The organism is Coriobacteriia bacterium, from assembly GCA_013334745.1.
GTDB lineage: Bacteria > Actinomycetota > Coriobacteriia > Anaerosomatales > JAAXUF01 > JAAXWY01.
The window spans coordinates 93,430-114,071 of record JAAXWY010000001.1 but is presented as its reverse complement, the minus strand read 5'-3'; the positions used below and the strand labels follow the sequence as shown (position 1 = coordinate 114,071).

Sequence of the window (20,642 nt, the reverse complement as noted above, 5' to 3'; positions counted from 1 at the left end):
CCTATCGCAGGTCGGCGGGCGCGGTGGCACCCCAGACCGTAACGGCTACATCTCCGATAATGCCTGCTTCGAGCGGCCTCATGCGGTGTACCAACGAGGAACCTTCACGGTCGGGGGGCCCGATGAAGATGGGAACCGCAGTCCCGCCCATGCCGCCCGCGGTAACGCAGACGAGCTCGTCGATGAGGTCCTCGGTCCACAGCGACGACAAGAGCCGAGGACCAGCCTCGACGAGCACCTCGCCGATCCCGATCCAGCCCAGTGCCCTCAACGCCCCGGCAAGACCGTCCGCGGCCTTCCACGGCACAACCCGAACAGACTGTGAGTCCGAGTCCCACCCCGAGAGATCAGCGCGCTCGCTCGCGAGAAGCACCGTCTCGGCGGCTCCGTCCGAAAAGACCCGGGCGCTGCGCGGCGGAAGCGTCTGGTGTGCGAGGACGACACGAAGAGGTTGCTCGGTGGCCAAGGCTCCGTCGGCCGTGCGTACCGTGAGTGCGGGATCATCGGCCTGAACCGTCACGGCCGAGACAAGCACTGCGTCCGTGTGCGCCCTGAGACGCCGCGTCACGCCCGAACCCGACTCTCCCGTCATCGTGGCCCGTTCGCCGAGTGCGAAGGCCACACGGGCGTCCAGAGAGGTGCCGACTTTGACGCTCACCCGAGGCACGCCTGTCGCGAGCCGTTTGATCCAACCGGAGTTGAGCTCAGCGAAGGGGCGCGGGTCCGAGGCGAACCCGACGACCACGCCCGCTTCGGCGAGACGCGCTGCACCGCCCGACGCGTCGGTAGTGGGATCGCGCATTCCGATATCCACCCGCGACACACCTGCAGCCAGCAGCGCGTCGACGCAGGGCGGGGTCTTGCCGTGATGGGCGCACGGCTCCAACGTGACGTACGCGTGTGCCCCGCGAGCAGCTGTGCCCGCATCCCGAAGCGCGAGAACCTCCGCGTGTGGCTCGCCCGCACGATGATGGAATCCCTCACCGACGATCACACCGTCGCGCACCACAACACAACCCACGATGGGATTGGGCCACGTACGACCGAAAGCGCGCGCTGCAAGCGAAGCAGCGTGCGCGAGGAACGGGTCATCGACCCGATCTGCAACGTCTGAGAACAGACGCACTGAGGCGACCTTCCTTCTCCCATCCGGACTGTAACCGTCGGCCCCGGAATCACACCGGGTCGGCCCCTTGCGGGGTTCGCGGGCTCTAACCGCCGGTGGGGAGTCTCACCCCGCCCTGAAGAAAGCGTCGTAAGTATAGCGTATCGAGGCCGAAAGCCGCAGGTCAGGCAGTGGCGGACTCCGCAGACGCGCGGATAGCGGCAATTGCTGCACCTGGATCATCCGTGCCGAAGACGGCATTCCCCGCCACCAGACAGGTGGCACCCGCCTTCGCAACCACAGCAGCGGTGTCGACGTTGATTCCGCCATCGACCTGAATGATCGGAGCGGCGTCGAGCTTCTCACACATCCAGGTCAGTTCCGTGATCTTCTCGACACTGCGCTCAATGAACGACTGCCCACCGAAGCCGGGATTCACACTCATCACGAGCACCATGTCGACCATGTGGATGACGTCGATGATCGAATCCACAGACGTGCCCGGGTTGAGCGCGACGCCAGCCTTCGCCCCGCGTGCCCGAATCTCCGAGAGCGTTCGGTGCATGTGCGGCGAGGCTTCTGCGTGGATGGTTATCCAGTCAGCTCCTGCGTCGATGTACCAGCCGATCGTGGCATCGACGTTGTCGATCATGAGGTGAACGTCGAGCGGCTTCGTGGCTACACGCTTCAATGCCGCGATCACCGGCGGCCCAATTGTCAGGTTCGGGACGAAATGACCATCCATGACGTCGACGTGGATGAAGTCAGCACCACCTTGCTCGGCGATGGCCACGGCATCAGCAAGCCGCGTGAAGTCGGATGAGAGGATCGAGGGCGCAATCTGTATACGGTTCGACACTCAGGTCCTCCTCGGTGAAGCGGGGTCAGTCCTGCAGGAAGCCCAGCCCATGGAGCTCGTCCTTGGCTTCGCGATCGAGCAGCGCACGTTCGCCCTGCTCGACGGGCATCCCTTCGTAGAGTACCGCACGCACCTGACGCGTGATGGGCAGCTCGAGACCCTCTCGGGTGGCCAACTCGTCGACGGTGACACATGCGACGGCACCCTCGGCAACCATGTGGGTGCGCTCCACGAACTCCTCGAGCGTGCCGCCCTGGGCGAGAAGCTCGCCGAGCCCACGGTTGCGAGAATGGCGGCTCGTACAGGTGACGATGAGGTCGCCCATTCCGGCGAGCCCCATAAAGGTCATGGGGTTCGCCCCGAGTGCAGCGCCCAGTCGTGTCATCTCAGCGAGCCCGCGGGTCATGAGTGTGGCCTTGGTGTTATCGCCGTAGCCGAGTCCATCACAGATACCTGCCGCAATCGCGACGACGTTCTTGCTCGCGCCACACAGCTCGACTCCAACGACATCGGGATTCGTATAGACCCGGAAGAACGGGGTCATGAAAGCGTCCTGGAAGAGTTCGCCCACCTTGGGGTCGTACGCGGCAACCACCGTCGCCGAAGGAACGCCCTTGCTGACTTCCTCGGCGTGGTTGGGACCGGAAAGACCCGCGATCCGATTCTTGTTCCCGAAGACGTCGGCGAGCACCTCTGTCATGAGCATGTTCGACCCGCCCTCGACGCCCTTCGAGAGGATGACGACCGGCGTATCCGACCCGAGGAACGGCTGCATGTTCGTCGCAGTCTCGCGGACGCCGACCGACGGCGTGACCATGACGACCGCCTCGGCACCGCGAAGCACGGGCTCCATGTCCGGCGACGCGAAGACGCCGGCTGAGAGATCGACCTCCGGCAGATACAGCGGGTTGCGCTTGTTCTCGTTGATTCCTTCTGCGATCTCAGGCTCGCGAGACCACAGCGCCACGTCGTGGCCCTTACCCGACAGAACCCATGAAACCGCGGTCCCCCACGACCCGGCACCGATTACGGCGATGCGCATCAGTCGCTCTCCTTCTCTGTGGTGGCGGAACCCTTGCCGCCAAACGATATCTTAGGCTCTTCGCCCCGCCAGATGCGGACGATGTTGGCGCGATGTCGCCATATCACCAGGGCGGCGGCGACCGTCGCGAATCCGACGATCGTCCAGTCCCCCGGATAGAAGATGAAGCACAGCACCGGATAGGCCAGCGCGATGAGGACCGAACCGAGTGAAACCATCCTCGAAGTCACCACGATGACAACGAAGATGCCGAGCAGAAAGGGCCACGGGTACGGTGTCAGAATGAGCAGCGCACCCGCTGCGGTGGCGACCCCCTTACCGCCGCGTAGCTTGATGTAGGGCGAATACGAGTGTCCGAGAATCGCAGCCATGGTCGCCAGAATCATCGCCCACGTGTTCGCGACCGGTCCGAATGAGCCGATTGACACTATCAAAGCCGCGACGGCGACGGCAGCCGAACCCTTCGCGGCATCAAGCAGCAGACACAGGATCGCGGAGCGAGCACCCAGGGTGCGGTAGACGTTCGTCGCTCCGAGGTTGCCTGAGCCGTGCTGGCGAACGTCCACGTTGTGCAGACGCAGCCCGATGATCAGCGCCCACGGGATGCCCCCGAGGAGGTAGCCAACGGCTACAGCCGCAAGCAGTCTGACTGCCAGCATCACATTCACGCGCTAGTCCTTCTTGCGGAACTTGAGCACGATCGGTGTACCGATAAGGTCGAAACGCTCGCGAAGCCTGTTCTCGAGATAGCGCTTGAAGTTGTCATCGACAAGCGTGGGGTGATTCGCGAAGAACGTGAACCCGGGAGGTGCGGTGCGCGTCTGCGTCACGTAGTGGAGCCTCAGCGTCTGCTTGCCCTTGCTCACGGTGTGGCCGAACTCACGCATCTCGGTGAGCAGCTTGTTCAGCGCGCTCGTTGGTATCTCCTGCATGTAGTTCTCGTACGCGGTGTCCACGGCATCCCAGATGCGTGCGACACCGCGGCCGGTGAGAGCGCTGATCTTGAGCACCGGGGCGTAGCCGACGAAGTTGAGGCGCTCGGCAACTCGAGTGTCGATCGCCTCCTTCTCTTCGGCCGTCTCCAGGGCGTCCCACTTGTTCAGGAGCACCACGAGTGCACAGCCGCGCTCGGAGGCGAAGTTGGCGACACGCTGATCCTGGTCGGTGAGACCGATGGTGGCGTCGATGACGAGCAGGGCGACATGTGCGCGATCGATCGCACGCATCGCGCGCACGAAACCGTAGTACTCGACGTCTTGATCGATGAGTGACTTGCGGCGGATGCCAGCCGTGTCGACCAGACGGTACTGAACGCCGTCGCGCTCGAAATCCATGTCGATGGCGTCACGCGTGGTGCCGGCGACATCCGAGACGATGGCACGCTCTACGCCGGTCAGTCGGTTGAGCAGCGAGGACTTGCCGGCGTTCGGGCGTCCGATGATGGCGACGTCGATCGCATTGCTTTCCACGATGGGCTCTGACTCCGGCAGCACCTTGACGACCTCATCGAGGAGGTCGCCCGTGCCGTGCCCATGCGTCGCCGAGACGGGCCACGGGGTGTCCAACCCGAGCGCCCAGAACTCGTGGGCCTCATCATCGCGGCCCGGAGTGTCCATCTTGTTGACGGCAAGAAACGTCGGGCGGCCGGCACGCTTAAGGATGCGAGCGACTTCCTCGTCCTCCGGCGTGAGCCCCGCCTTGCCGTCCACGAGGAAGACGATGGCATCGGCCTCTTCGGCAGCCATGAGTGCCTGCGAGCGGATCGAGCTTTGGAACTCATCGGCCGACTTGCCCGACTCGATACCGCCGGTGTCGATCAAAAGGAAGTCGACACCGTTCCAGTCGGCGTGGTGGTAACTGCGATCACGGGTGACGCCACGCATCTCGTGCACGATGGCGTCAGCGGTCTGCGTGATTCGGTTGACGAAGGTCGACTTGCCCACATTGGGGCGTCCGACGACGGCGACGATAGGCAGCGCCATGGGCGCGTCACTCCTTATGTTGGTGCGGGTGGGCGGCCACATCCTGTAGCCCAGCCAGCAGCCCCGCGGCGTCACAGGATACCAGACGGACGTCTCGACCCGTGAGCCGAGGCAGGTCCGCGCACGCCATCCCGTCAAGCAACAGACCATCGGCGTTCGCCACGATGTCGGGTATGAGAACGGTCGTCTCGGCGGATAGCGTGCCGATCTCGGCGACGAGATCGGCGCCACACAGGAGCCCGGAAACGCTGACATTGCCGCCGAAGAACGCGTTCTCGACTGCAAGCACATCAATGCGACCGCTGAGGTCGGCCTCAAGTGACCGCCTCAGCACAGGAGCGAACAGAGCCCCCGTGACGAGAGTGACCGGCGTCGAGATCGAGGGGCCGAGCTCTCCCAGTTCATAGGCCACGCGCCCGAGACCATCCAGCCAGTCGCGGACAAGCCCGATGCCGTTCTCGTATTGAGGGAAGCCGTCGTAGCGCTCGGCGTCGGGCACATCGCACCCGGCGTTCAGGTAGAACTCATCGGCAAGGTAGACGAAGTCGATGCCGTCTCGCTCCCGAAACGCGGTCTGCCACTCCTCGACCTGAGCGACTACGACGCGGGCATCTTGGCGACCTTCGTAGCCCTTAGCGAACTTCACCTGATGTGCGGTGAAGCCAAGCGGCACGATTCCTACACTCGCGACGCCCTCGCGCTCAGCAAGCCACGCAAGCGTCGCATCGAGCTGCGGACCGTCGTTGACGTCCGGCACAAGCACAATCTGAACGTGAAACTCGATTCCCGCAGCAAGCAACTCGTCGATGCGCTCCAGCGCCCGGTCCTCCCGTGCACACACGAGCTGCTCTCGCACCGCCGAGTCGGCTGAGTGCAGTGAGACGTAGAGCGGTGAGAGCTGCTGCTCGATGATCCGATCGACATCGCCGTCGGACAGGTTCGTGAGCGAGACGAAGTTGCCCTGCAGAAAGGACAGCCGATAGTCGTCGTCGCGCAGGTAGAGCGCTCTGCGCATGCCGGTGGGAAGCTGAGTCATGAAGCAGAATGCGCAGTGGTTGCGACACGTCTTGACGCCATCGAACACGGTTTCGGTGAACGTGACACCCCACGATTCGCCGGAATCGCGAACGAGGGACACGGTGTCGGCGGCACTCCCCCGTCGTTGGACGACGATGTCGACCTCCGCCTCATCCGCATGCCACTGCCAGTCGATGACGTCGTGAAGAGGAGCGCCCGCGGCCATAACGACGATGTCACCCTCGGCCAGGCCTGCACGCGACGCCGGTGAACCATCGGCCACAGACGCGATGACGCCGCCGCCCGTTGCCGGGGGTACGCGCCGTCCATATTCGGCGCGGACACTCACGGCCTAGTCCATCGCTTCGATCGCGTGGATCACGCCTTGCATCTGCTCGCTTGGGGTGGACGCTCCGGCAGTGACGCCGACCGTCGAGGCACCCGAGAACCACTCTCGCTGCAGCTCATCTGCGGTCTCCACCTGATGCACGCGCTGATTGACGGCGCTGCAGATCTCGGTCAGGCGCGTGGTGTTGCCCGAGTTGTGTCCGCCCACGACGATCATGACGTCCACGTGGCCGGCGAGCTCCTCGGCGGACTGCTGGCGCTTCGCCGTCGCCGAGCAGATCGTATTGAAGACCCGGACTTCACTGGCGCGTTCTGTGACCGCGTCGACGACTTCGCGAAGTCGCGAAAGCGATTGGGTGGTTTGAACGACGATGCCGACGCGACGCGACGGGAGGCGGTCCGGCAGCTCTGCAGCGGTCGAAACGACGAGCGCCTGTCCGCCCGCATGCGCCATGATCCCTTCGACTTCGGGGTGATCGGCTTCGCCCACGATGATGACTGTGTAGCCGCCGAGCTTCAGCTCCTCGGCGGCCTCGTGCGCCTTGCTGACGTGAGGGCACGTTGCGTCGACGACGTCGAGACCGCGCTCACGCGCGTCATCGATGATCGCGGGGTCGACACCGTGGCTGCGGATCACGAGCGTTCCGGAGGGTGCCTCATCGAGCGTCTGTGCGACCTCGACGCCCTGATCCCTGAGCGCGGCAACAGCCTGCGGATTGTGAATCAGAGGACCCAGCGTGTGCACGACACTGCTGCCCGCGGCAGCCTCCTCGGCGAGTTTGAGCGCGCGCTCCACCCCGTAGCAGACACCGGCATAGCGTGCGACCTCGACGCGCATGGGTTACTCCCTTCCCGCAGCGTCACGCGCTGCGGCCACGCGTCGCATTATCTCACTCGTCATCGCAGCCGTCCGCTCCTTGCGCCCGCCCTCCTGAAACAAGTCGGGCCACACCGGCTCGCCGAACGTGAGCGTGACACGCGGGAACCGAGGGATCTTGGCGCCGGCCGGCAGCGCGAGGTCGGTGTTCGCGATTCCCACGGGGACGACTGGCACAGCGGCCCTCATCGCGATGAACGCGACGCCCGAATGCGCCTCTCCAAGCGCTGCATCGTCGACCGGCGCCCCTGCGCGACGCCGCGTCCCCTCAGGAAACATCCCAACGGGCTCACCACGGCCAAGAAGCGATGTCGCACGCTGAATCGCCTCACGGTCGGCACTGTCGCGCGCGATCGGAAACACCCACACCCGGGAGAGCAGCCACTTGAGCGGCTTGACTTCGAACAGCTCGCTCTTGGCGATGAAGTGCGTCTCCCGTGGTGCCGCACACCACATGAGGACCGGATCCAGATAGCTGACGTGGTTGCCGGCCAGGATGTAGCCGCCATCGGCGGGCACGTTCTCGATACCGATAATGCGGGTGCGGTACGTTGCGAGGATCAGCGGTCCGACCGTGCGGCGCAGTAGCCTGGCCAGCCTCCACGACGGCGCGCCGTCTCCGGTTGCCGGAAGCCCCGTGAACTCGCGCGTCACCCGTGCAACTCCCGTGCAAGCCCCGCTATCTGATCGATGACCTGCTCCAGCGTCATCCCGGTCGTGTCGATCTCGACTGCTCCAGACGCACGCGTGAGCGGCGAGTGATCTCTCTTTGAGTCCGCCTCATCACGGCGGACAAGCGCCTCTTGCACCGCATTTGCATCCGCCGCTATACCAGCGTCCGACTGCTGAGCAGCCCTGCGTCGCGCTCGCTCTTCCGGCGATGCGGTGAGAAAGACCTTGAGCTCTGCGTCAGGAAACACAACCGAGCCGATGTCACGACCTTCGACTACGACATCGCCTGCGTGCGCAAGCTCGCGCTGCTGGGCGACCATAGCCTCCCGCACGCGCGGAAGACGCGCAACGGCGCTTACCGCCTCATCGATAGCGGGCGTCCGGATGGCTTCAGTGACGTCGACGCCGGCGATCGAGACGAGGCTCGGCAACGCCTCTCCGGGCTCGTGGGCGAACTCAACACGGTCGGTGGCAGCGATGTGAGCCAGCGAGGACTCGTCATCAAGCGCGACACTGAGGTCGGCAGCCCGGCACGCGAGTGCGCGGTACATCGCTCCGGTGTCGAGATAGTGGAAGTCCAGTGCCTGCGCGAGCTGCTTGGCAACCGTTGACTTGCCCGATCCAGCGGGCCCGTCGATGGCGATGATCAAAGTCGGCAGAGCTCCCTCAAGTCGCCTACAAAGCGCGCGTATCGTACCACGCAGCGAGTCCTAATCGGCGCGAGCCTGGAGCCCGAGGAGGTCGGTCTCAAACCCCGGATAGCTCACGCTGACCGCCTCAAAAGTGTCGATGGACACCGGCTGCGCCGCTACCAGTCCTGCGACTGCCCATGTCATGGCCAACCGATGGTCTCCGAGCGAATCCAACGTCGCGCCCTGAAGAGCAGCTGGACCTCGAACCACGAGCGTCTCCCCTTCAGCACGGGCGTGAGCTCCCAGCGCGGTCAGCCCACCGACGATCGCCTCGAAACGATCCGACTCCTTGACACGAAGCTCGCCGACAGACTCGAAGCGGGTCTCCCCCTCGATCTGCGATGCGACGAGCGCGAGGATCGGTATCTCATCGACGAGCGAGGGAATCTCGGCCGCGGTGACGGTTGTCGGCTGCATGGAGGGAGAGAATCGAACCTCGATCTCGCCAACCCGCTCGTTGCCGGCCTCCGGGAAGGGAACGACGCGTACCTGCGCACCCATTCGTTCAAGCACCGCCAAGAAGCCGGTTCTCGTTTCGTTGAGCGACACACCCGGCAGCCGCAAATCGGATCCCGGAACCATAAGGCCTGCAGCCACGAGGAATGCCGCGCTGGACGGATCGCGCGGCACTGCGAATGACCCTGGAGATGTGAGGGTAGCCGGACCGGTCACCGAGGCTCGGCAGCGGCTCGCGTCGACACCCACGCCCACTCCGAAGGCGGGCAGCATGCGTTCTGTGTGGTCACGAGAAAGGGCAGGTTCCTCCACGCTCGTGACGCCATGCGCACGGAGTCCAGCCAGAAGCACGGCGGTCTTGACCTGTGCAGAAGCAACAGGCGACACGAACACCAGAGGCTCGACGACGGCGGTTGGGAGAACGGTGATGGGTAGCGTACCGCTCTCGGAGGTCGCGATTCGCACCCCCATGGACTCGAGCGGATCGGTGACGCGACGCATGGGACGCCGAGAGAGGGATTCATCGCCGGTCAAGGCGACCTCCACCGGCCAGCCGGCAAGAACGCCAAGGAGCAACCGCGCCGTGGTGCCGCTGTTGCCGCAGTCTATGGGTGAGTGTGGGCACCGCGGCCCTCTCACTCCCCATCCCCGGATACTTCCCGCAAGCGAGCCATCTTCCACCGGAGAGAGTTCCACGTGCGCTCCAAGCGCACGAACCGCGTGGATGGTGGCCTGCACGTCCTCAGAGTCCAGAACGCCCGTGAGCTCGGTCGTTCCTTCAGCCATCGCCGAGAACAACACGGCGCGATGCGACAGCGACTTGTCGCCCGGGACATGAACCTCCCCTACGAGCGAGGGGCAGCCTCCTCCGAATGTGCGCTTCACGAGCCCTCCTTGGTCTCGGCCAGCGGGGACACGCGGGGCTCGTACCCACGCCCGGCGAGGTCCGCCACGAGCGACGCGGTATCGCCCTCATCGGTAAGAACCAGAACGAGTACGGCGGAATCCTCGGTTTCGTGATCGATGTCGATGCCTTCGATATTGCATCCCGCACGCGAGACGGCGCCTGTGATCTCTGCGACCACACCGGGACGGTCCAACATCGGGACGCTGAGCTCTGTGAGCTGAGCGGTTGCCGGCACCCACTGCGCCGGCAGCGAACGCCGGACCTCGGCAGCAGCCTCCAGCCACGAGCGAATCGCCTCGGAATCACGCGTCCGCACGAGCGCCTCGAACCTGCCGAGGCGTTCTCGCAACTCCTCGAGACCCTCGGAGAGAGCGTCCGCGTTGTCCAGGCAGATGCCCGTCCATAGGTCGGAGCTACCCGCCGCGATGCGAGTCGTGTCCTTGAACCCGCCCGCCGCCAAGCGCATCAGCTCGCCGCGCTCACCCGCGTGAGCCGCAGCAAGGTCGACGAGCGCCGCAGCGGCGATGTGGGGCACGTGACTGACGATGGCGACCGCCTCGTCGTGGGCCTCAGCGTCAACGGACACGACCCGAGCGCCGATGGAAGTCACCAGAGCGTGAACGGCTGTGTAGACGTCCGGGTCGCTGTCGTGTGTAGGCGTGAGCAACCAGTACGCGCCGTCGAAGAGATCCGCCCGCGCCGCGGCCACACCGGACCGCTCGCTGCCGGCCATCGGATGGCCGCCCACGAACCGCCCTGGTTCACGCAACGCAGTACGCGCTGCAGCAAGGACGCCGGCCTTGGTCGAAGCGACGTCAGTGATCGCTCCGACGAAGCCGGCTTCTCCGAGTCCGGTCAGCCACGAGCCAGCGAAGCGTGCCGGTGTCGCGATCACCGCAAGATCCACTCCGTGCACGCCAAGCCACTGAGCCGCCTGATCGCTCGAATCAACCGCACCCTCGTCGATGATGCCGTGCTCGAGCGCGTAGCCGATGGTATCGGCGTCCGTGTCTATGCCGATGACAAGCGGCGGGTCTTCAAGCCCACGAAGCGCGGCCGCCAGCGAACCGCCGATCAGCCCGACGCCGATGACGGCGATGCGGTCGAATCCACCGGGCTTGCTCACGCGATCTCAACTCCCAGGTGCTTTCCCTCGAGCCCGAGAAGCGGGGCCACACCGGCCATCAGATCGCCGAAGCCGTCAGGCGTCAGGGACTGCGGTCCATCGCACTTGGCCCGCTCCGGATTGGGGTGCACCTCGACCATGAGTCCGTCGGCGCCAGCCGTAATCGAAGCCCGCGACATCGGTGCGACGAGGTCGCGCCTGCCAGTTGCATGTGAGGGATCCGAGATCACGGGCAGATGCGTGAGCGCCTTGAATGCGGCCACAGCAGCGAGATCAAGCGTGTTGCGAGTGTAGGTCTCGAAGGTGCGGATGCCACGCTCGCAGATCATGATGTCCCGGTTGCCGCCCTTCAGGAGGTACTCAGCGGCCGAAAGGGTCTCCTCGATCGTCGCCGACATCCCTCGCTTGAGGAGCACGGGGCGATGCATCTTGCCCAACTCGTCGAGCATCATGAAGTTCTGCATGTTGCGAGCGCCGACCTGCAATACGTCGGCCCACTCTGCGACCGTCTCGGCGTCGCGGACATCGAGGACCTCCGTCACGACGGGAAGCCCAACGGAATCCCCGGCCGAACGAAGAAGCTTGAGCCCCTCGAGTCCCATGCCCTGGAACACGTATGGGCTCGTACGCGGCTTGAATGCCCCGCCCCGGATCATCGTGGCACCGGATGCGGCAGATGACGCCGCCACAGACATCATCTGCTCCTCCGATTCGATGGAGCACGGGCCCGCCATGACCGCGAAAGCCCCGCCGCCAACCGATGACCGCCCGATGGTGATGACGGTGTCCTCGGACTGAAACTCCCTTGTGACCAACTTGTATGGCTTGAGGACTCGGACGACTTCCTCGACACCGGGGAGTCCATCAAGCTCGAGCTGGTAGATGATCTCGCGTTCGCCGATGACGCCGATGACCGTCTTGACCTCGCCCTGTGAAAGATGCGCTTCTGCACCGTGCGAACGCAGGACTTCAACGACGTGGTCGACCGTCTCCTGGGACGCGTGATCCTTCATGACTACGAGCATGTGTCTCTCCCTGATCCGTCGCGCTTCGAATGAGCCGCGCTCGTTGGTGATGACGCTGCGGACAATCCGCTAGAACGAACCGAGCGCCTTGGAAGTCGCATCGATAGCGGCAATCGTGGCCTTGGTATCGCTGGGAGTCCCGACCCCGACGCGTAGCGCGGGCGCTGTGCCAAAGTCGCGCACGATGATGCCCTCGTTCAGTAGCGCCTCGAACACCTCGGCCGGCCGCTGCGTCTTCATCCAGACGAAGTTCGTCTCCGACACGGCATACCCGATGCCGAGCCGGTCAAAGCAGGAATACAGGTGCGTCTTCTGTTCCTGGTTCTCTTGGCGGCGTCGCCGTACTTCAGCCTGATCGGAGAGCGAGTAAAACGCGCCGACTTGCGCGACTGTGTTGACGTTGAAGGGCTCACGCACCTTGTCGACCGCGGAGATCATCTGGGTGGGAAGCGCGCCGTAACCGACTCGAGCACCGGCCAGCGAGTAGATTTTGGAGAACGTGCGAAGGACGCAGATCCGTCCGTCAGGGTCGAAGTAGTCCAGCCCGTTCGGGAACCGCTCATCGGTGACGTACTCGAAGTACGCCTCATCAAGCACCACGAGAACGTGATGCGGAACCGCCGCAATGAAGGCGTCGAACGCCTCTGCATCGTAGATGGTTCCCGTGGGGTTGTTGGGGTTGCAGAGGAATAGCAGACGGGTCTTGTCGGTGATTGCCGCAAGCATGGCATCGAGGTCGTGGACGAGTCGGTCCGTGAGAGGGACCTTGACCGCAGTTGCACCCATGAGCTGCGTGACCATCGGGTAGACCACGAAACTCGGCCATGCGAACACAACCTCGTCACCCGGCCTGAGCACGCACTGCGCAATCAGACGGATGAGTTCGTTGCTGCCATTGGTGACCGACACGTTCTCGAACGAAACGCCGAGATGCCCCGCAAGCCGCTCACGCAATGCCCGAACGGAGCCATCGGAATAGACGTTGAGCCGACCCAGCACCGCGCTCATCGCATCGAGCGCCACCGGAAACGGCCCGTAGGGGTTCTCGTTGCTCGAGAGCTTGCGGATGGTGTCCACACCGGAACGCTCACGAACCTCGCTCGCCCGCAGACCCGGTGCGTAAGGCACCATCGGGCCGAGTTCAGATCGTATGAGAGCTTCGAAATCCATGAGACCCTCGTTGGGCGGGCGCCGCATCCGACGCGTCGGTGGTGCGGACGATTGTCGCAGGTGAGAACCGTCGCGGCAACCGCATTCCTACCCCTGGCGATACTCAACGAGGGTCGCGTAGTCGCTTCCCACCCGGATCAGTGCCAGTTGCGCGGTCGCGATCTCAAAACTCCAGAGCTGCTCGGACGACAGCGCGAACAGGTGCGCGAATGCCGCGCGCATGACGCCCGCGTGGCACACGAGGGCGTGTCGACCGCCGACCGCCCGCACCTCGCCGACAACAGCGGCGACGCGCCGCTGCAGATCGAGTCGGGACTCCCCGCCGGGTGCGACAGGCGCGTCGTAGGAGCGGTAGTCGAGCGGCACCCCCGCTGCAATCGCCTCGTCCCAGGTCAGCCCATGCGCGGCGCCAAAGTCCAACTCGAGTAGCCGATCATCGAGGAGCATCGGGGCGCCGGTGAGGCGTGCAGCTCTCTGGGCCACGACGCGCGCACGCAGCAGTGGTGACGTGCGGATGGTCTCGGGCGCGAATGCTGCAATCTTCCCAGGCAGCCGCCGTGCCTGGAGCTGTCCACGATGCGTGTAGGGGGTCTCGCCTTGACCCACGAAACGGCGACTCACGTTGGCTTCAGTCTCAGGATGCCTGACGACGAGCAGGAGTGTCTCGGGCACACTCACACCGCCAGTGCGAAGGTGGCGAAGAGCAACGCCTCTGTGAGCACGACGCTGGCGCCCATGACGTCACCTGTCACGCCGCCGAAGCGCAGCGACAGGACGTGCGGGATGGCGAGTGCGTAGAACACGCCGACTCCCACGAGAACCATTCCGACGACAGAGTATCCGGGCCACATGAGTGCGCACACGCCCGCGAGCGTCGCCACACATGCAATCGCCGAGACAGCGGACGGCCGGCCCATGACCGAACGGCCCAGTCCCCCGCCCTTCGCTGGCCTGCCGAGCCACGCCGCCGCTGTGGCCGCGAATCGCGCAATGATCGGGACGACGAGAACGGGCAGCTGGTGGCGCGTGATGAACGAACCCATGCCTGCCACCTCGAAGACCACGATGAGCGCGACCGCTGCGGCACCGAACGCCCCGACCGAACTGTCGCTCATGATCTCGAGCCGCCGCTCACGATCCTCTGAGCCCCAGTAGCCATCAGCGACGTCGGCGAGCCCATCCCAGTGCAGCAGTCGGGTCATCACGGCCCACACGATGATGACGAACGCCGCTGCCGCGTACTGTGCGCGCTGAAGCGCCCCCGCGTATTCGGCAAGCTTGATGATGCCGTAGCCTACCGAGCCGATCAGCGCGCCCACGAGCGGGAACCAGCCAGCTGCGTGCGTGCGTCCACTCTCGGGCCATCGCGCGCGCAGCGGAACCGATGTCAGCAGGGTAAGCGCGATGCCCGCGTCAGTGAGTGGTGTGGATGTCGAACGCTCCGCCACTGCGTCAGCCTTCCGCGCCCGAAACGCCAGCCTCGGCAAACGTCGCCATACCCGACATCATCTCGCACGCGGCGTCGATCACCGCCATCGCCAACGCTGCGCCGGTGCCCTCCCCCAGACGCATGTCCAGTTCGAACACGGGGCCGAGTCCGAGCGCCGCAAGCGCAATCCGGTGCCCTGGCTCGGCCGAGACGTGTGATGCGAACACGTAGTCGAGTGCCGCCGGGCAGAGCGCGCGTGCCGCCAGCGTGGCTGAGCCGGCGATGAAGCCGTCCGAGACGACGGCCACCCGCTCACTGGCGGCGCCGATGATCACGCCTGCAAGCGCGGCGATCTCCAGACCTCCCACGGCGCTGAGAACGCCGAGCGGGTCTTGCTCGGCGACGCGGTTGAACGCGAGTGCGTCGCGAACGACGTGTGCCTTGTGGCTGACCCCTGCCGCGTCGAGACCCGTACCCGGACCCACTACGTCGTCGACGGACGCGTCCGTGAAAGCCGCGGTCAGTGCCGCTGCCGCCGTGGAGTTCCCGATTCCCATCTCCCCGGTTCCGATGAGCGATGCGCCCTGACGGACCGCCTTGCGAGCCGCCTCCACGCCCACCAGCACCGCCTGTGCGCACTGCTCGCGGGTCATGGCCGGGCCCTTCGCCATGTTCGCAGTGCCCAAAGCGACCTTCGTGTGGCCGATTCCCTGGAACTCGGCCAGGTCACGTGCGACGCCTACGTCGTACACGTCGACATCCGCTCCCACGGAACGTGCGATCTGGTTGATCGCGGCACCCGCCTGGGCGAAGTTCGCAACCATCTGCCACGTCACATCCTGCGGATACGGCGAGACTCCCTCGGCGACCACTCCATGGTCACCGGCCATAAGCAGAATCCGCTTGGCTGCGACGGAAGGGTGCACCGTGTCCTGAACCCGAGCCACCCGGGCCGCGATCTGCTCGAGTCTCCCCAGTGATCGAGGCGGCTTGGTGAGGCTATCCAGGCGCTCCCAGGCGCGCACTTCCGCATCCTCGGCCGTGCGTTCAACCGAAGCGGTGACCGCCACGAGGCTCGATTCGAAGTCGCTGTCGGAGATGAGCATACAAGTCCCTTCAGGGTGATCAGTCGGTAGGCCACTCAGCGTCTCGCGGCAGCCGTTCAAGGTCGAGTAGCCGGCCGCCGATGGCGACGTAGGCACGGTCGGCGGAGCCGATGAGCCGGGCGTTGGCTCGACCGAGCACGTCACGGAAGAGCCGACCGGTGGCAAAGGCGGGCACAACGCCGGATCCGACTTCGTTGGTCACCACAATCGTGTGCCCGTCACGAACGAGCAGGACATCAACCGCCGCTGACACCATCGCCTCGAATCGCTCCGCAAGTTGCGGCGCAATCTCATCCGCACTGCCGAGACTTTCGCCGGGTGACTCCGATTCCCATGCCTGCTGCATCAAGTCACCCGCATAGGTTCCCAAGCAGTCGAGTAGCACAATCGACTCGTCGGGCACCTGCGCTAGCCAGCCCGCATCGCCCGCCGCTTCAATGACTGCAAAGCCAGCGGGTCGATCGTACTGGTGGGCAGCGATTCGATCGGCCATCTCGGGGTCGGAAGCGGTCGCGAAGACAGCGACCACGACGTCCTCGCCGAGAGCAAGCCGGCGCTCCGCAAGTCGCTGCGCAGCCGCAGACTTGCCGCTGCGGGCGCCACCAGTGATCACGACAAGCGCCATCAGCGCACTCCTCCGTCATCGGGCATGTCGACGGCCCTACGCAAGGCAACGACCTCCGCAGGCGTCAGTGCCCGCCAAGCGGCGCGTCCGATACCCTCGATGGCAATCGGCCCAAACGTCACGCGGTGCAGCTCGAGTACCGGGTGACCGATCTTCGAGAACATGCGACGGACCTGCCGCTTACGCCCCTCTCGAATGGCGATCTCAACATAGGTGGTGGCTCCGGATGAACGCAGCGTCTTGACGCGCGCGGGCGCCGTCACCCCGTCGTCGAGAGCTACTCCGTCGCGAAGTCGCTGCAGCGAAGCCTCGGAAGCGCGGCCATCGCATAGCACGCGGTAGACCTTCTCAACGTGACGGCTCGGATGAAGCAGCCGGTGGGCGATTTCCCCGTCTGTCGTGAAGAGAAGCAGCCCCGTGGTGTCAAAGTCCAGACGCCCCACCGGAAAGAGGCCCGGATTCTGTGCGACTGGAACGAACTGAGCCACGGTGGGCCTGCCTTGTGGGTCGCTCATGGTGGTGACGACGCCTGCGGGCTTGTTGAACGCAAGATAGACGGGAGCCGATGCGACCGATACCCGGCGCCCGTCCACCGTCACGGTATCGACAAGCGGATCGACCTTCACCCCTAGTTCGGTGACCACGACGCCGTTCACTGCCACCCTGCCAGCGGTCATGAGGTCCTCGCTCCCCCGCCGAGAGGCAGCGCCTGAACGGGCGAGAAACTTCTGGAGTCGCATCGGGACCACACGCTCTGCCGATTCGCTCGGCACCTCGCGTCCGGTCTCCCGACGGTCGCTGTTGTCCGCTGTCACGAGATCAGTCGACCAATTCGACTTCGTCGTCCGCGGCGTCTTCGGCGCCGAACACCGGGCCTTCGCCGGTCGAGAGACGATCGCGAATGGCTCGCTCGGTCTCCTCATCGGGGGCGAACTCCGCCAGAGGCGGAAGCTCCCCGATCTCCTTGAGCCCGAACTTCTCAAGAAACGTCCGGGTCGTCCCGTACAGGATCGCGTTGCCGGCGTTCTTGTCGCGGCCGATCTCTCGCACCAGGCCCTTCTCGACGAGCGAGGACACGACGCCTTCACTGTTGACGCCACGGACCGCATTGACTCCGTTGCGGGTCACAGGCTGGTGGTAGGCGATCACGGCGAGCGCTTCCAGCGCGGCCTGCGAGAGCCGACGCGTATCCCACGACAGCACGTACTGCTCGATGACGTCATGAAACGCCGGGTGCGTGTAGAACCGCCACCCACCTGCGACTTCGCGCAGCTGAAAGCCGCGATCACTCTCGCGGTACTCCTCGGCGATGTTGGAGAGCGCAGTATCGATATCGGCCGGCGATGCATCGAGCACCTTGGCCAGTCGCGCTGCCGATACAGGCTCATCGGAGACGAAGAGCAGCGCCTCGAGGCCGCCACGCAGATTCTGGTCTACGGTCATGCGTTACTCCCGGTCCTCAGGAAGACCGCGGCGAGCGGCCTCCTCGTCGTCGATGTGCGTGATCACGATGTCACCGAAGATCTGGTCTTGCGTGATGTCGGCTAGTCCGCGCTTGTACAGCTCGAGGATCGCGAGCAGGGTCACGACCACAATCTCGGGGTCGGGATCAGCCGACACGATCTCGGAGAAGCGCATGGTCTTGTGGCGCATGAGCTGCCGATGAACGCTCTCTGCGTGCAGCTCAAGCGATATGGGCATCGATGCGACGTGCTCTGCCTCCAGCAAGAACACCTCGCGACGGTGCAGCAGGTCGGCGCATATCACTGCGAGCCCGCGCAGTGTCACCCCCTCGAGATAGTCCGGCATGAGCGTGAGGAAGTCGTGCTCTAGGCCGGCCTGGCGCGGATGCATACGGTCCTCGGACTCCATGCGGGCCGAGATCTCGGCAGCGGCGTTCTTGAACTGCTTGTAGGCGATGAGTCGGGCCACGAGGATGTCTCGGGCCTCATCGGGCGAAAGGTCATCCAGGTCGTCGCCGAAGTACTGCTCTTCCTTCGGCAACAGCGACGAAGCCTTGATCTCGAGGAGGGTCGCCGCGACAAGTAGGAAGTCACTCGCAATGTCGAGATCGAGATCGGTCATCCGGTCGATGTAGGACAGGTACTGATCGGCGACGGTCGATATCGAGATCGCCGAAACATCGAGCTTCTGGCGCGACACGAGGTGCAACAGGAGATCGAATGGCCCCTCGAACACGTCCGTCTTTACGGTGTAGCCCGACACGGCGCGCGACCCTACTGACCGTCGAGGTAGCTCGGCGCGGAGTACTCGCGGGGGGTGTCAGGATCGCGGCGCTCGATGCCGGCGGTCAGCTCGGTGCGCTCGTCGATTCCGATCAGCTCGCGGCAGGCCGCAACGACCTGTGAGGTGATGGGTCGGGCCTTGGTGGCGCCACAGGCAAGAACGTCCCATGCGAAGTTGGGAATCGCCGCCAACTCGGCGCGGCGCGTCTGGAACGGCGCGAAGTACTCGACGAGGTCCTCGGCCAGCTTCTTCTTGTGAGCGACGCAGCCGCACTCCGCGGTCCTGCAGGCGCGATCCCACTCGCCGATCTCATCGGCGGGCGCGAATAGCTTGTGCACCTGGTGCAGCGGACAGATGTCCGGATCGCCGGGGTCGGTCTTGAGCTTGCGCTGCGGGTCGGTGACGAACGACATGACCTTCGTGCGCATCTCCTCAGGCGAGTCGCTGATGTAGATCGCGTTGCCGTAGCTCTTGCTCATCTTGCGGCCGTCAGTGCCCGGGACGCGAGCGCCCTCCTTGGCGATGATGGCTTTGGGCTCGACGAGGTACTCGCCGTACGCGTTGTTGAAACGGCGGACGACTTCGCGAGTGAGCTCGAGGTGCGGCAGCTGGTCCTCGCCTACCGGAACCGCATCGGCGAGCACGATCGTGATGTCGGCAGCCTGAAGCAGCGGATAGAGGAAGAATCCGGCGTTGCCGAGGTCCTTATCGGAGACCTGCTCGCGCTGCTCCTTGTAGCTTGGAACGCGCTCGAGCCACGACATCGGTGTGACCATGGAGAAGAAGAGGTTGAGCTGCGAGACCTCGGGGACGTCTGACTGGCGATAGACGGTGCAGATCTCGGGATCGAGACCCGCAGCGCACCAGTCGAGCACCATCTCTTCGGTGCTCGCACGCACGTCGCTCGGGTCGGCCCAGTGCGTCGTGAGCGCATGGAAGTCGGCAATGAAGTAGTACGCGTCGTACTCGTGCTGCATAGCCAGCATGTTCTGCAGGTTCCCGAACCAGTGTCCGATGTGCAGCTTGCCCGTGGGGCGGTATCCGGTGAGCGTGCGCTTCTTGGAAGTCATGCGGGAAGTGTCTCCTCGCCAATGGGACAGTACGAACGCTCAAGCATGATACCGCAGCAGCCCGACACAGGACCGCGATTGCGTCAGCTCACGCCGGTAAGCAGCGAGAATATCGGCCAGACGGTAAGGGCGAGGTACGAATTGAACAGCCCCGGAACGAACCAGGTCAGCGCCACCAGAATCAGGAACCCATAGCGCTCCAGTGAGTGGTACGCATCGCGCGCGGCGTCGGGCAGCAGCCATTGCACCACGCGGGACCCGTCAAGCGGCGGAATCGGAATGAGGTTGAAGAACGCAAGCATGAGGTTCGCGAAGCTGAAGTAGAGAAGCAGCGACCCGATCGAGTTGAAACTCGAGGGATCCCACACGTTGCCCGGCACCGAGAAGAAGCGTGAGGCGAAACCGAACACCACCGCCAGGAGCACGTTGGTGACGGGCCCGGCGATCCCGGTGAGAAGCATCCCCGTTCGCTCGTTCTTGAAGTTGCGCGGGTTGAACGGCACCGGCTTCGCGTAGCCGAAGAAGAACGCCCCACCCGAGAGGAACAGCAAGACCAGCGGCATGATGACCGTGCCGACGGGATCGATGTGCGCGAGCGGGTTCAGGGTGAGGCGACCCATGCGCTTGGCCGTGGGGTCACCCAGCAGGTACGCGACGTACCCGTGCGAGATCTCGTGCAGGATGATGGCCGGGAAAAGGATGGCGAAGTGCAACATGACCTCGAAAACGCGAGAGAGGTCCATGCTGCCCTTGTTGAGGACCACCGCTGCAGCGACCAGAAGGCCGATGATTATCCAGCGAGGCTCGATGCGGCGGGACTGGTCCACAGACAGGCTCCTCCGAGCGGAAATGGGTAGCAAACGACAGGCGCAAGTATAGACGACCTC

General features: G+C 64.7%; 22 protein-coding genes and 1 riboswitch. All 22 genes read right to left on the bottom strand.

The features are described 5' to 3' along the window. Nucleotide 1: 1 nt before the first annotated feature. Nucleotides 2–1,126, bottom strand: coding sequence for a bifunctional diaminohydroxyphosphoribosylaminopyrimidine deaminase/5-amino-6-(5-phosphoribosylamino)uracil reductase RibD (gene ribD / locus HGB10_00520; protein NTU70299.1), 1,125 nt, complete (start codon nt 1,124–1,126; stop codon nt 2–4). A gap of 7 nt (nt 1,127–1,133) precedes the next feature. Then, a riboswitch (FMN riboswitch) is annotated at nt 1,134–1,253 on the bottom strand. Between the two features lie 36 nt (nt 1,254–1,289). Continuing rightward, nucleotides 1,290–1,964, bottom strand: a complete 675-nt coding sequence (locus tag HGB10_00515) for a ribulose-phosphate 3-epimerase (protein NTU70298.1) — start codon at nt 1,962–1,964, stop codon at nt 1,290–1,292. A gap of 25 nt (nt 1,965–1,989) precedes the next feature. Continuing rightward, nucleotides 1,990–3,009, bottom strand: coding sequence for an NAD(P)-dependent glycerol-3-phosphate dehydrogenase (locus tag HGB10_00510; GenBank protein NTU70297.1), 1,020 nt, complete (start codon nt 3,007–3,009; stop codon nt 1,990–1,992). Continuing rightward, a complete protein-coding gene (gene plsY / locus HGB10_00505) occupies nt 3,006–3,674 on the bottom strand; it encodes a glycerol-3-phosphate 1-O-acyltransferase PlsY (GenBank protein NTU70296.1) in 669 nt (222 codons plus the stop codon). The genes HGB10_00510 and plsY overlap by 4 nt, the downstream gene beginning before the upstream one ends. A gap of 3 nt (nt 3,675–3,677) precedes the next feature. Next, the gene (locus HGB10_00500; protein NTU70295.1) at nt 3,678–4,988 is read right to left on the bottom strand and encodes a ribosome biogenesis GTPase Der; all 1,311 of its coding nucleotides are present in this window, start codon (nt 4,986–4,988) and stop codon (nt 3,678–3,680) included. A 7-nt stretch (nt 4,989–4,995) separates the two neighbouring features. After that, nucleotides 4,996–6,354 carry a DUF512 domain-containing protein gene (locus tag HGB10_00495; protein NTU70294.1) on the bottom strand — a complete coding sequence of 453 codons (1,359 nt, stop codon included), beginning with the start codon at nt 6,352–6,354 and terminating at the stop codon, nt 4,996–4,998. Nucleotides 6,355–6,357: 3 nt separating this feature from the next. Continuing rightward, on the bottom strand, nt 6,358–7,191 hold the full coding sequence (locus HGB10_00490) for a 4-hydroxy-3-methylbut-2-enyl diphosphate reductase (protein ID NTU70293.1): 834 nt from the start codon (nt 7,189–7,191) through the stop codon (nt 6,358–6,360). A 3-nt stretch (nt 7,192–7,194) separates the two neighbouring features. Continuing rightward, nucleotides 7,195–7,884: a 1-acyl-sn-glycerol-3-phosphate acyltransferase gene (locus HGB10_00485; protein NTU70292.1), complete on the bottom strand. Its 690-nt coding sequence runs from the start codon at nt 7,882–7,884 to the stop codon at nt 7,195–7,197. Beyond that, entirely contained in the window at nt 7,881–8,552 is a 672-nt protein-coding gene (locus HGB10_00480) for a (d)CMP kinase (GenBank protein ID NTU70291.1), read from the bottom strand. The genes HGB10_00485 and HGB10_00480 overlap by 4 nt, the downstream gene beginning before the upstream one ends. Before the next feature lie 60 nt (nt 8,553–8,612). Next, entirely contained in the window at nt 8,613–9,935 is a 1,323-nt protein-coding gene (gene aroA / locus HGB10_00475) for a 3-phosphoshikimate 1-carboxyvinyltransferase (GenBank protein NTU70290.1), read from the bottom strand. Then, on the bottom strand, nt 9,932–11,083 hold the full coding sequence (locus HGB10_00470) for a prephenate dehydrogenase/arogenate dehydrogenase family protein (protein NTU70289.1): 1,152 nt from the start codon (nt 11,081–11,083) through the stop codon (nt 9,932–9,934). Before HGB10_00470 ends, aroA begins: the two co-directional genes overlap by 4 nt. Beyond that, nucleotides 11,080–12,108 carry a 3-deoxy-7-phosphoheptulonate synthase gene (aroF, locus tag HGB10_00465; GenBank protein ID NTU70288.1) on the bottom strand — a complete coding sequence of 343 codons (1,029 nt, stop codon included), beginning with the start codon at nt 12,106–12,108 and terminating at the stop codon, nt 11,080–11,082. The genes HGB10_00470 and aroF overlap by 4 nt, the downstream gene beginning before the upstream one ends. A gap of 69 nt (nt 12,109–12,177) precedes the next feature. Next, nucleotides 12,178–13,278: a histidinol-phosphate transaminase gene (hisC, locus tag HGB10_00460; GenBank protein NTU70287.1), complete on the bottom strand. Its 1,101-nt coding sequence runs from the start codon at nt 13,276–13,278 to the stop codon at nt 12,178–12,180. Nucleotides 13,279–13,365: 87 nt separating this feature from the next. Then, the gene (locus HGB10_00455; GenBank protein NTU70286.1) at nt 13,366–13,950 is read right to left on the bottom strand and encodes a histidine phosphatase family protein; all 585 of its coding nucleotides are present in this window, start codon (nt 13,948–13,950) and stop codon (nt 13,366–13,368) included. A 2-nt stretch (nt 13,951–13,952) separates the two neighbouring features. Next, nucleotides 13,953–14,726 carry an adenosylcobinamide-GDP ribazoletransferase gene (locus HGB10_00450; GenBank protein ID NTU70285.1) on the bottom strand — a complete coding sequence of 258 codons (774 nt, stop codon included), beginning with the start codon at nt 14,724–14,726 and terminating at the stop codon, nt 13,953–13,955. A 4-nt stretch (nt 14,727–14,730) separates the two neighbouring features. Then, nucleotides 14,731–15,813 carry a nicotinate-nucleotide--dimethylbenzimidazole phosphoribosyltransferase gene (cobT, locus tag HGB10_00445; protein ID NTU70284.1) on the bottom strand — a complete coding sequence of 361 codons (1,083 nt, stop codon included), beginning with the start codon at nt 15,811–15,813 and terminating at the stop codon, nt 14,731–14,733. Between the two features lie 19 nt (nt 15,814–15,832). Beyond that, on the bottom strand, nt 15,833–16,438 hold the full coding sequence (locus HGB10_00440) for a bifunctional adenosylcobinamide kinase/adenosylcobinamide-phosphate guanylyltransferase (protein NTU70283.1): 606 nt from the start codon (nt 16,436–16,438) through the stop codon (nt 15,833–15,835). After that, a complete protein-coding gene (locus tag HGB10_00435; protein ID NTU70282.1) occupies nt 16,438–17,361 on the bottom strand; it encodes an rRNA pseudouridine synthase in 924 nt (307 codons plus the stop codon). Before HGB10_00435 ends, HGB10_00440 begins: the two co-directional genes overlap by 1 nt. Continuing rightward, entirely contained in the window at nt 17,258–17,881 is a 624-nt protein-coding gene (gene scpB / locus HGB10_00430) for an SMC-Scp complex subunit ScpB (GenBank protein ID NTU70281.1), read from the bottom strand. The genes HGB10_00435 and scpB overlap by 104 nt, the downstream gene beginning before the upstream one ends. A 3-nt stretch (nt 17,882–17,884) precedes the next feature. Then, entirely contained in the window at nt 17,885–18,664 is a 780-nt protein-coding gene (locus HGB10_00425; protein NTU70280.1) for a segregation/condensation protein A, read from the bottom strand. Between the two features lie 11 nt (nt 18,665–18,675). Then, complete coding sequence (gene trpS, locus HGB10_00420) at nt 18,676–19,755, bottom strand: tryptophan--tRNA ligase (protein ID NTU70279.1); 1,080 nt, start codon at nt 19,753–19,755, stop codon at nt 18,676–18,678. A gap of 83 nt (nt 19,756–19,838) precedes the next feature. After that, a complete protein-coding gene (locus HGB10_00415; protein NTU70278.1) occupies nt 19,839–20,582 on the bottom strand; it encodes a site-2 protease family protein in 744 nt (247 codons plus the stop codon). Between the last annotated feature and the right edge of the window lie 60 nt (nt 20,583–20,642).